Annotated in this window: 8 protein-coding genes and 1 tRNA gene; 4 read left to right on the top strand and 5 right to left on the bottom strand. The window is 41.6% G+C overall.

What is annotated here, in order from left to right; translation table 11 throughout:
* Positions 1-40 precede the first annotated feature (40 nt).
* Entirely contained in the window at positions 41-3,310 is a 3,270-nt protein-coding gene (locus WFY05_RS03610) for a T9SS type A sorting domain-containing protein (RefSeq protein ID WP_340111357.1), read from the top strand.
* 486 nt (positions 3,311-3,796) lie between these two features.
* Here WFY05_RS03610 and WFY05_RS03605 read toward each other — a convergent pair.
* Positions 3,797-3,872, bottom strand: a tRNA-Gln gene (locus WFY05_RS03605).
* A 449-nt stretch (positions 3,873-4,321) separates the two neighbouring features.
* Between WFY05_RS03605 and WFY05_RS03600 the strand changes: the two genes are divergently transcribed.
* The gene (locus WFY05_RS03600; RefSeq protein ID WP_340111356.1) at positions 4,322-7,378 is read left to right on the top strand and encodes a protein O-mannosyl-transferase family; all 3,057 of its coding nucleotides are present in this window, start codon (positions 4,322-4,324) and stop codon (positions 7,376-7,378) included.
* 4 nt (positions 7,379-7,382) lie between these two features.
* On the opposite strand, the gene WFY05_RS03595 is transcribed toward WFY05_RS03600, so the two are convergent.
* Positions 7,383-7,913, bottom strand: a complete 531-nt coding sequence (locus WFY05_RS03595) for a HEAT-like fold family protein (protein WP_340111355.1) — start codon at positions 7,911-7,913, stop codon at positions 7,383-7,385.
* A 64-nt stretch (positions 7,914-7,977) separates the two neighbouring features.
* Here WFY05_RS03595 and WFY05_RS03590 point away from each other — a divergent pair, with 64 nt between their 5' ends.
* Positions 7,978-8,400: a (deoxy)nucleoside triphosphate pyrophosphohydrolase gene (locus WFY05_RS03590; RefSeq protein ID WP_340111354.1), complete on the top strand. Its 423-nt coding sequence runs from the start codon at positions 7,978-7,980 to the stop codon at positions 8,398-8,400.
* Here WFY05_RS03590 and WFY05_RS03585 read toward each other — a convergent pair.
* Positions 8,362-8,850 carry a hypothetical protein gene (locus tag WFY05_RS03585; RefSeq protein ID WP_340111353.1) on the bottom strand — a complete coding sequence of 163 codons (489 nt, stop codon included), beginning with the start codon at positions 8,848-8,850 and terminating at the stop codon, positions 8,362-8,364. The two genes, WFY05_RS03590 and WFY05_RS03585, sit on opposite strands and share 39 nt — an antisense overlap.
* A gap of 173 nt (positions 8,851-9,023) precedes the next feature.
* Positions 9,024-9,974 carry a D-2-hydroxyacid dehydrogenase gene (locus WFY05_RS03580; RefSeq protein WP_340111352.1) on the bottom strand — a complete coding sequence of 317 codons (951 nt, stop codon included), beginning with the start codon at positions 9,972-9,974 and terminating at the stop codon, positions 9,024-9,026.
* 146 nt (positions 9,975-10,120) lie between these two features.
* On the opposite strand from WFY05_RS03580, the gene WFY05_RS03575 reads away from it, so the two are divergent.
* Positions 10,121-10,507 (top strand): response regulator, encoded by a 387-nt coding sequence (locus WFY05_RS03575; protein WP_340111351.1) that lies wholly within the window; start codon positions 10,121-10,123, stop codon positions 10,505-10,507.
* 23 nt (positions 10,508-10,530) lie between these two features.
* Here WFY05_RS03575 and WFY05_RS03570 read toward each other — a convergent pair whose 3' ends face one another.
* A complete protein-coding gene (locus WFY05_RS03570) occupies positions 10,531-12,063 on the bottom strand; it encodes an alpha/beta hydrolase-fold protein (RefSeq protein ID WP_340111350.1) in 1,533 nt (510 codons plus the stop codon).
* Between the last annotated feature and the right edge of the window lie 69 nt (positions 12,064-12,132).

Here is a 12,132-nt window from a genome sequence, read left to right as displayed (position 1 = left end):
GTAGTTGATACAACAAGTAGGAACTTAATTATAAAAGTTTATGAAAATATCTCGACTTTATTTGATTCTTATTAGCCTGTTTACTTTTATATCACTTGGCTATTCGCAAGAACAAGGAGATACCGTAAGTGTTGGGGAAACAAAATTTGTTTTAACCAGCAATAATTTAATTTCAAATCCCGGATTTGAAGATGGCTTTACCGGATGGACAGATGCTACTTCTTCTGCAGCTCAGCTCTCATCCAGTTATTTTTCGATTATACAATCAGGAGGAATTGAAGATTCAAAATATTTGGTGGGAAAAACCAATCAGAGTTCATCATCAGTTGGATCAATCGGAACAGGATGGAAAGTTGAAAAAGGGAAAACCTATTATTTATCTTATAATGTAAAATATCTCGATGCATCGGCTCCCGCAGGTAATGAGATTTATCTTAGAATAAGTCTTACAAATAATAAAACGAGTGCAGAAGAACCATTAATATTAATTGGCTCTACCATTGTTAATGGTGGAGGAGGATGGACGAAAAATGCTGTAAGTTTTACGAATACTTCTTATTCGTATGTAGTTGCACGTTTTAGATGGCTTAGCAATCGATTTGGATTTGACAACTTTGCTCTTCATGAAGCAAGCGAAGTGGCTGATAATACCCCATTGCAAGCTTTAATAAATGAAGCTCTAGGACTATATGATGAAACAGCGGAGGGTGCAGCTGAATTAGAGACCGCAATTACCACAGCGCAAAGTTTCCTGGGAAGTTCTTCTGCCGATGAAATTAAACAGGCAACAGAAGATCTGGGGAAGGCGATTTTTGATTACAAGCTGACAAATGCGAATGCAAATGATCCGGTAGAACTCACCTCTTACATAACCAACCATAGTTTTGAAGATAATTTTGAAGGTTGGACAAATAATGGGATGTATACGCAGTCCAATACAGTATTTACAGGTAAAGAGGGGAATTTGTATGCTGAAAGATGGGTTAACCGCGGTTCTAAAGTTCCGGATGTAGGTGTAAGTCAGAAATTAACAGGTTTACCAAACGGAGCCTATGTTCTAACAGTTGCAACCGGGAACATACAACAAGTTACATCCGGAAGTACACAAAACAATTCATCGATCCCGCAAACAGGTACCTATATTTTTGCCGGTGATAGTAAAACGGCTGTTGATACCATGAAAGATCGTGCAGTTAGCTTTACCGTATTTAATGGTGAAACTGAAATTGGATTTAAAACTGAAAATGCAACTGGAAACTGGGTTACCTGCGATAATTTCAGGTTACAATACATGGGATTTGATCTTGATGTAACGAAAGAATATTTAGCATCAAAAATTGAAATAGCGCGGACTCTTGATGAAGGAAAGTTGCAAGATGCTGTTCGTACAGAATTAAACACAGCTATTGATTCTGCCGAAATAGAACTTCAGGACTCAATGTCTACAGAAGAATCTTTGGCAATTACAATTTCTCAATTGGAGAATGCGATTAAAACATCTGAAGTATCTCAGGCTGCCTATTCCGAATTTCAAAATGTTATTGATGAGGCGACAGATCTTTTGGGAGAAGGCAATGGAAATGATGCCGAATCGTTATCACAAGCAATTGATATTGCGAATATCGCGGTTATTAACTTTACTTTAAGTCTGAATGAAATCGATAATGCCACATCGGCGTTGAGAAAAGCTATATGGATTTATCGTTTGGCTAATGCAGCAGGAGCTGCTCCTAGAGTAACAACCAACACTAATTATGCACGTGGCTCTACAATGATTTTTGGAAGAAGTATCATTTCCGGTGTAAATGTTTCTTCATTACAAGAGCACGGATTTTGCTGGAGCACACACCCGGAGCCTACCGTATTGGATAATCGCAGTACAAAATATTATTCAAATAATGGATATGTGTACTTAATGGAGAACTTACAGCCTTCTACGGTCTACTATGTCCGTGCATATGCTTTAACATCTGGTTATGCTGTTGGTTATGGTGACGTTATTAAAGTAATTACCTTACCTAAAGGAACTGTAAGTTATGGATTATCAAACAATGTTTCCGGTGAAGATCGCGAACGAATTGGGGCTGCAATGAAATCTGCAGTTAATTACCTGAATAATCTAACCAGTATCAAAGGGCTTTGGTTAAATGTTAACTTCGGATCAGGTACGCCAACAGCAGAGGCCTCTTATGGCGGATGGATGCGGTTCGGACCTAATCCATCTTATCAAAGAACGGGTACTGCTCTTCACGAAGTGGGACATGTTGTTGGTGTAGGACAACACAATCTTTGGTATGGTCCGTCATCACCTCTAAGAGAAACAGGATCCAGAGGTCATTGGCTTGGAGATCGCGTTAAGAAGGTAATGCAGTTCCTTGATAATAATCCGTCAGCTTATTTGACGGGAGATCATATTCATATGTGGCCTTATGGTATAAATGGTGCCAGTGAGGATAACGGAAGTGAATTCCTGTATATGGCAATTTCGTTAATTTATCAGGCTCTTGGCGAAGATGGACTGCCTCCAACAGGAGGTTTTGCAACTCCGGCATATACTTTTGAGATTGCAAATGATACGAAGTACTATATTAAAAGCGAAGATGAGCAAACTGGTTTGTACACCTCATTTATTGTTCCAGGTTCTACCGGAAATTTAATGAATAAAACGATGACCCCGGAACAAGCTTTGGCCAATGACAGCGCTGCGTGGCAAATAGAATATAATGCGTTTAACTGTTATTATACCCTAAAAAATGTTGCTACAGGCAGGTATTTTACCTATGTATCAACAGGCACAAATGGTATTCGAACTGTTTCAAAAGGAAATCCAACCAGCTCAGAATATTTTCAGGTTATGAAAGGTAGAGTGGACGTTAACCTTGAAACACTTACAAAAAGAGGATACTGGATTATTCACCCTGAGGCAAAAAGTTCTCCTGCATGTTTGTATGCAGGTACCACTACCAATACTTTAACCAGTAGTTTTAATATTGCAAATTCATCATCCAGACAAAGATGGTTGATTTTACCAGATAGTGAGGTTGCCCGGATTAAGTTGACAACATCAATTAATACTCCCGGATTTGTACAAGATCTTTCAAGAGTTTATGTGTATGCAAGAGATAGGCAAGTAACAATTCAAAACATTGCATCAGTTTCAGATATAGCAATTTATAATTTGTCGGGTGTGCCGGTTGTTGAAGCTAAGAATATTGTTTCATCATACTCGCATTCAGTTCCTAATGGGGTTTATCTGATAGTTGTGAAATCAAATTCAGAACAAGTGGTAAAGAAAGTTATCGTTCAATAAAGACAATTAGAGTCATTAATATGCAGAAGCCAGTTTTCTTAGTAAAACCGGCTTTCTTCTTTTGCTACTCAACTGTTTTAGCTGGTCTCTTTTTCTTTTATTGGTGTGCTTTCTTAGTAGCATGTATAGATTTTGCTATTTTGAAAATCATTTAATATGGGATACTAATCGGTTGCTAACAGGCTGCAAATTGAAGAATGACATTCGTGTGATGACTTAAGCTGAATTCAATCCCGATTATATTATCACCTTCGACCAGACAATCACCCGCAATCCACAACCACAAAATATAATTTATCTAAGCGCAATATTGCCGAACAAAACGTGCGATGTTGAGAATCCTGCATTGGAGACATTAATAAACATTGGAATATGTTGACATTTAGCGAGCTTAAAGAGAGAAGGGAGAATTTTAGTGAAATCTATAAAACAAAAAAGCCTGAAACCATTGATTTCAAGCTCTTAAGTGAGTTTTGATAACTCTTTTGGTTGACCCGCCAGGGCTCGAACCTGGACTCTTCTGGACCAAAACCAGACGTGTTGCCAATTACACCACGGGTCATTCCTTATTGTGCCTTTTTGCTAAAGACGCTGCAAAAGTATAAAAAAAATTTATTCTGCAATATACGTGGAGATTTTTTTTTAAAACCAAAATAGTATCAAAAAAAAGCCGATGTAAATCTTTGACTTATAGTGAAATCGCTTCATCGTAACCCGCAGGATTAAATGTTCTGCAGGACTAAGATACTGCCCGTAAGTGGCTTCGATTTCATCAGAAATGCAATTGAATCGGGTGTGTTAAATTTTGAACATTTAAGGAAATATTGCTTTTCGTAAATTGAGGTCAGTCTGAATTAAAGAATGTACTCTGTAGTAGATCTACCAAAGTATTTGTGAACGCATAGATCAGGAAATTTTGATAAAAGTCCGCGTTCGAAGGGATACAATTGTAAAGAGCTAATTATAATCACATGAAAATTTTATCTTTGCTCTTGTTCATAAAAACAAGACATGCAAAATACAAAACTGGTCAACAGAATTCTTGGTTGGATCGTATTCGTGATAGCTGCCGTAACTTATTTTTTAACCCTCGAGCCCACGGTAAGCTGGTGGGATTGTGGTGAGTTTATAACCAGTGCTTTCAAGTTGGAAGTGGGTCATCCTCCGGGTGCTCCTACTTTTATCATTCTTGGCCGGATATTCACGCTGCTAGGTGGCGGCCCCGAACGAGCTGCTGTTATGGTAAACACTATGTCGGCGTTGGCCAGCGCAGGTACAATAATGATTCTTTACTGGACGATCGTGCACCTGGCTTATAAATTATTTCCCGAGGAAAAATTGTCTTTGGGCGAGCAGATCGCAGTATGGGGTAGTGGTCTTGTTGGGGCATTGGCCTTTTCTTTTACCGATTCATTTTGGTTTTCAGCCGTTGAGGGCGAAGTATATGCCCTGTCGTCGTTTTTTACTGCACTCGTTTTTTGGGCCATTTTGAAATGGGAAAACGTGGCCCACGAAAAAAATGCGAACCGCTGGCTGGTGCTCATTGCCTATCTTGTCGGGCTCTCGATTGGAGTTCACCTCCTGAACCTACTGGCGATTCCGGCAATCGGTCTGGTATATTACTTCAAAAAATATGATTTCTCCTGGAAAGGAGTGATTTGGGCACTTGTAGTTTCCATGGGAATTCTACTCGGCATTCAATATGGAATTATCCCGGGTGTTGCCAAAATTGCCTTTTTATTCGACCGTGTTTTTGTGAATGGTTTTGGATTGCCGTTTAACTCAGGTATCTTGTTTTTAGCGGCACTTGTTATAGCCGGTGCCGTTTGGGGTATCCGTTACACACGTCAGCGAAACCTGGTGCTTTGGAACAATGCAATTACGATGCTTATTGTTATTCTTATAGGATATTCATCGTTTGCTTTAATTCTAATTAGGGCATCGGCCAATCCGCCGATGAACCAAAACTACCCCGATAATGCTTTTGCCTTGCTGCGTTACATTAACCGCGAACAATATGGCGACCGCCCATTGGCTTACGGCCCATATTATAATGCTCCGCGTATTGGGACCAGTAATCCAAAAGATCAATACAATAAAGTAGACGGAGAATACAAAATGACCGGAACCATGCCGGGCAAATCGGAATATGAACCAAAAATGGAAACTGTATTTCCGCGCATGTACAGCGATAATGCCAATCATATCAGGGCATACAAGGAGTGGGGAAAGGTAAAAGGAACACCCGTGCGCGTGCGCGAACGCGGCGAAGTTAAAACCTTGCAAAAACCTACTTTTGGCGAAAACCTGCGCTTCTTCTTTTCCTACCAGTTAGGACATATGTACATGCGTTATTTTATGTGGAATTTCGTTGGCCGACAGAATGATATTCAGGGGCACGGCGAGTTTGATAAAGGAAACTGGATCAGTGGAATCGAAGCATTCGACCGTTCTAAAGTCGGGTCGACAGCTGACCTGCCCGATTTTATGAAAAACGATGCCAGCCGGAATACCTATTATTTCCTTCCGCTGATTTTTGGTTTGCTGGGCATGTTCTATCAATACAATCAGGGGAGAAAAGGAAAAGAGACATTTACGGTTACTATGTTGCTTTTTGTGCTAACCGGAATTGCCATTGTCGTTTATCTCAATCAGTATCCATTCCAGCCACGCGAACGCGATTATGCTTACGCGGGATCGTTTTATGCTTTTGCCATCTGGATTGGGCTGGGCGTTCTGGCCTTACATTCGGCAGTGAAAAAGGTGGTGAAAGGATCTCCCGGAGCTGTTATAGTCACTGTTATTTCGCTGGGATTAGTTCCCGGAATTCTGGCTGCTGAAAACTGGCATGATCACGATCGATCGGGACGATACATGACTCGCGATTACGCAAAGAATTACCTCGAATCCTGTGCTCCCAACGCCATCCTTTTTACCTATGGCGATAATGATACTTTCCCGCTGTGGTATGTACAGGAAGTAGAGGGAGTGCGTCCGGACATCAAGATTATAAATGTGAGTTATCTCGGAATGGATTGGTACATCTACCAACAGCAATTTACGACCAACGATGCTCCACCTGTACCTTTTACTTTTGATCGTGATAAGTATTACATGGGCCGAATGGATGCAGTGTTGTTTCAGGACAGAATAAAAGGATCGGTCGAACTGAGTGAGGCGATGGAATTCCTGGGAAGCGACGATGTGCGTACAAAAGTGAAAGTAACATCGGGTGATCTTATGGATTACCTGCCTTCAAAAGAATTTCATATTACGGTGGATAAACAAAAAGCGGTAGAAAGCGGAACCGTAAAACCCGAAGATGCCGACCAGATTGCTGACCGCGTAACTTTTAAGATCAATAAAAGCATGATCGGAAAAAGTGAAATGGCGGTGCTGAACATGATCGCAGCCAACAACTGGGAACGCCCCATTTACATCGATCACAGCCTGGTGTACACGGGCAATATCCATTTCCTCGACTGGCTGCAGTTCGAGGGACTGGCGTATCGTTTTGTACCTATTCAAACCAAACGGCAGGGAATTATGACGGGAAGAATTGATACGGATATTCTGTATGATAATGTGATGAACAAATTCGTATGGGGAAATGTGAACGATCCTGATATTCACATGGATGAATACAACAGGAAGCAGATCAATATCATGCAAACGCGTTATATGTTTGCGCGTTTGGCGGAAGCGCTGATCAGAGATGGTGAAAAAGAAAAGGCCATCGAAGTAATCGACCGCTTGTTTGAATTGTTCCCGAATTCGATCATCCCGCTGACTTATGATTCGTTTCCGGCGGTAGAACAGTACTACCGAGCCGGCGCATTCGATAAGGCCAATGAAGTGGTTCGTGTTATGGCTCAGAACAGCATCGATATGCTGAATTATTACACTTCGCTGCCGGCCAACCTGGCTGCTTCAATCGAGGGTGAACAAAACCGGCAGATTTCGCAATTGCGCAACCTGGTGATCATCACCCGAAATTATAACCAGGATGAGCTGAACAAGGAAATTGATGAAAAGTTACAGGAGTTGATCAATAAATTACAGTCGTAAGTGCTTATTGATTTCCAACCTGTTTTTGAAGTTTTTTGAGTAATTTATTCCCTCTCGACCGAATTCCGGGAGTGGGATGCAGTTCTATTTCCTGCTGAATGATCTCGAAGAGTTCGGGCTTTAAATCCGGCTCATTTTCTGAAATGTTATACAGAATTTGCATGGCATGTACCCGGTTAGCAACAGGCTCTTTTCCCGATGTGAAAGTATTGAGGCAGTAATCCATCAGAAATCCGAAAAACCGCTCTTCAATATTATTCTGACTGATCAGTTTTAAGAAATGACGTTTTTTACCGTGGTGTTGTTCCGTTTTTATCTGTTCAACAATCTCATTTAAATAGGGTTGAATGACCTCCGGATTGTTTTCGTGCAATTTGTCGGCCATGTAAATGGCACGCCAGCTGTTGGGATGCTGATTATAAATGGCCACTTTCATTAACGCCGGTACATGTTCGGTGTTTGATTCCAGCTCCGTTAATATGAGCTCGAAATTGTCCCATGATTCCAGTAACTGCAACAAATCTTTTTCCGTCATTCAGATTTTTCAAACAAAGATAAACACACTTAAAAAATTGGGGCAATGTTTTTAAATTTATGTCATGATTGAAGTGAGCTGTGCATTGATAATAGATGGGCAAAAGATTCTGGTGGCACAAAATAGGAATGATTCCGATCATCCTGATAAATGGGAATTCCCGGGAGGGAAAGTAAAAAGCCATGAAACGCCTGAACAGAGCATCATCAGGGAAATTCAGGAGGAACTTAATTTATTGGTCGAAGTCAGGCAAAATCTAAAACCGGCGATCTGCGATTACGGTCACAAAACTATCCGGCTGATTCCTTTTGTTTGTTCGATAAAAAGCGGTGAGCTGCAGCTGAATGATCACAAAGCCGCGAAATGGGTGGATATGGAGCAGTGTAAAGAAATTGATTTTTCGGAGGCCGATAAAGCCTTGTTGCAGGATACCTCGAATTACGAGCGCTTAAAAGAATACCTTGGGAAACAAATGAACGATACCTGATAAAACGGCTGCCCAGCCAACGATGGAAACGATCATGTACGGCACAATACGCTTGCGTTTTCCGTAGTATTTGTTGGCCAGAAATGCGCCAATGGGGATGGTCAGAATTACGGGTGTTGCAATAATGATCCCCCAAAAACCGTACGATTTTTTTACACGAACGATAAAACGGTTTTTCCGGGTAAAATGACGGGCTTTTTTTATTGGTTTGTTACGCTGACAGAAAGTTTTGAAACGCTGCTTAAAAGTGTTGGGTACCATCGCACAAGCACGCGGATGCAACCAGTCCAGCCCCCTCACCAAGGGCTTGGTCAGGTAATAGAAAAATAAAAATCCTCCGATACCACCGGCTAACACAGAAAGAATCGCGTATTTGTATTCCAGTCCGATGATCATGGCATAAGGCAGTGTAACGATGTACTTTACCGATGCCAGTAAAACAATATGCAAGATTTTGATTACCACTAATTACCCTGTATAAACTTCTCCTAAAACGTACAAAACGAATAATTGTTTCATGAGTTTGATACAACTTTTAGGGATTTACAATTTCTTAACGAATTGGTGTAGTATGCTGCTAATCAAAGGATAATCTTATGTTTTGCAAAGTCCGGCTTTATGGTTCAGCTGACTACATTTATCGGATTTCCGTTCAGGAATGCTCGAAGATTTTCGCCTGCAATGTTCATTAGTCGCTGGCGGGCTTCAAGCGTTGCCCAGGCAATGTGCGGTGTAATAAAGCAGTTTTTTGCTTTAAGGAGCGGATTGTCGGGTGTGGGCGGCTCAAGCGAAAGTACATCCAGTCCTGCCCCGGCAATTTGTTCCGCATTTAAAGCAGCTGCTAAATCCGGTTCGTTGATCAGTGGTCCGCGTCCGGTGTTCACAAGGAAAGCCCCGGGTTTCATTTTTTTAAGTACAGAAGCATTTATGAATTCCTTGTTTTCATCGGTTAGCGGACAGTTAACGCTTACAAAGTCACTTTCTTTTAACAGCTCATCAAGATCAACCTGCCGCGCATTCAGCTCAGTATCTTTTTTACTTCGGTTATTAAAAATTACTTTCATGCCCATGGCCAGTGCAATTTGTGCTACTGCCTGTCCGATTTGACCGAATCCGATGATGCCCATGGTTTTATCGGCCAGTTCGGTTTGAGGGTACAGCCAGTAGGCAAAATCTTTGCTTTTCGACCAGTCGCCAGCCGAAACCGACTGGGCATGAACGGCCACGTGCTGCGTAAAATGAAGCATGTGTGCAAAAACCATTTGAGCCACCGATGCCGTACTGTAGGCCGGAATATTGCATACAACAATACCGGCTTTTTGGGCGGCAACCGTATCGACCACATTATAACCGGTGGCCAATACACCAATAAACTTCATTTTTGGTAATTGCGAAATAACGGCTTCATCGATAACCACTTTATTGGTATAAACAATTTCGGCGTCCCGCGCACGTTCAATCGTATCTTCGGGTGCGGTATAATCATAAACCGTAAGTTCGCCCATAACTTCTATACCTTCCCAGCTCAGGTCGCCGGGATTTAAAGTGTGTCCGTCCAGTACTACTATCTTCATTTTGTTAATTATTTCGGTCAAAAAAAATTCTTTGTAAACCTAAGCAATTTATTCGTTTACACCGGAGCTTGAATTATTATTGATAAATATCTTATCTTTATGATGCAAAAGATAAAACAGAATACACATTTTTAAAATTTGATGGTATGACCCACCCCAAATCAAAAATTGAGCACGGGAAAATTCTGATTGCGGAGGATGACCTGATCAATCAACGCCTGCTCTCCTACCAGTTAAAAGAATTGCAGGATAATTTGATCTTCGCCTGCAACGGAAAAGAAGCCTTTGATTTGTTTAAAGAAAATAACAATGTCTCCCTTGTTTTAATGGACATTCAAATGCCCGGGATGAACGGTGTTGAAGCCACACAAAAAATTCTTGAATACGATCCGAAAGCCAAAGTGATCGGACTTTCGGCTTATCCCAAAGAGGAATGCCGCTTCGATGTAGAAATTGTTGACTTTGTGGATTACGTTACCAAACCGGTTAATAAAAACGAGTTGGTAAAGGTTATTTTTCAACATCTTACGTAAACCCGTTTATTTGGGAAACACATTTATTCTCCCTGAACTTTCGCCCATTTTTCAGCGATCATATTCAGAACATCCATTGGATCGTAACCCCGGCAATGTCCCATCATGGGCACAAAAGTAACCACCGCATCCGACTCGGGATTGGTCTGTTCTTTCAACATTCGGTCAAACGAGCGCATCGGAGGATTCAGGTAGAAGTTATCCATGTCGCCCATCCATATCCATAATTTTTCCTGTAGTTTAGGGCCCAGTGTTTCCCAGTTGTTTTCAACATAACGTTTCAGATCGTGCTTTTCCCATTCCTTAACCACTTCTTTGTCGAAGTTACCGCTCACCGGATCGAACAAAGCTTTGGGTAATCCGTCGGCTCCGCGTGTTGTAAACAAAGCACTGAACGCACTAAATTGTCCGCCCGAATTTACATAACTGTCATTCGGCGAAAGCACATTTTCGAAATAAATAAAATCCTTTTGCGATACGATTGGTTCACCGTTCACGTCGCGCATAATGGGGCGCAGGTAACCATATTCGTTGATATAGGCATTTTCGTCCTTGTAAATATTCATAAGCTGACAGTATTCAAAATCCACTTCGTCGGCGCTGTATGAAAAGCAGCCGTTAAAAAAATCGGGGTAATAAATCTGCAGCGAAAGCGAAACATAGCCGCCGGTTGAACAGCCGTCGAGGTAGCGCGATTCGGGTGTGCCTACTGCCCGGAATTCTTTTTCGATGTAGGGAATCAGTTCTTCGGTGAGTGCAACGCCGTATGGGCCGCTGTTTTCGGAATCCATCTGGTAGCAGTCGCCAAACGGACCATAGCCGTCGAGGAAAACATTTATGATCTGCGGCGCTTCATCCGACATCCACCATTTCTCCATCTTACTACCTTCAAGAACCATGCGGGTGGCCCGGGTGTAACGTCCACCATAACCGGCAATATTGTACCGAACCGGGTAAGTGGCATCCGGATTTTTGTAATAACCCGATGGAAGCACAATTGCTGCTTTTATCCGAATTTCTTTTCCCCAGAATTCCGAAACGGCATCGCTTTTAATGTCCACCAGCTTAAGAAATTCAGTTTCTGTAAATTCAGGTGCCTCGGTTAGTTCTTCCAGCTGTACATCAAGCGTTGTATCTTCATTCAAGTCGAGTGAGACCGTTTGGCTGAATAGATTGCCGGGTTCGTTAATACCCGACTGCCAAAGGTTCTGGTCCCAGAGTACCTGCACTTTGTAGGTTCCTTCGGGAAGAGCATCCAGGTTGACATCAACCGATTTGGTAAGTTCTTTGCTTGCGTCGAATACAAAAGGCTCCGAGGAATTCCAATCGTTCAGGTTAATTGCAAAAATCTTATTCGATAGGTTGGGCCAGGTATTCATCCTGGGATTTTGTCCACGCCCGCTACTTGCGAACAGAAAAAGCCTGCCTTCAGGCTTAAACTGATCCAGGACATTTTCGGAAATCGTTACATTCACTTTTAACGACCAGGTATTTTGAGCTTGTACAGTGATGATTACAAGGAACATTAGACCCAGAACAGACAGCACTTTTTTCATGATTTTGGTAGTATTGATTTGAAGAAAGCTAAAGCTATAAAATAATTGTATTGCATTAAATAAAGCCAC

It is taken from the genome of Maribellus mangrovi (assembly GCF_037646455.1).
Taxonomy (GTDB): Bacteria; Bacteroidota; Bacteroidia; order Bacteroidales; family Prolixibacteraceae; genus Draconibacterium; species Draconibacterium mangrovi_A.
Note: the sequence above shows the minus strand (reverse complement) of the source record. Positions and strands in the feature narration are given on the sequence as shown.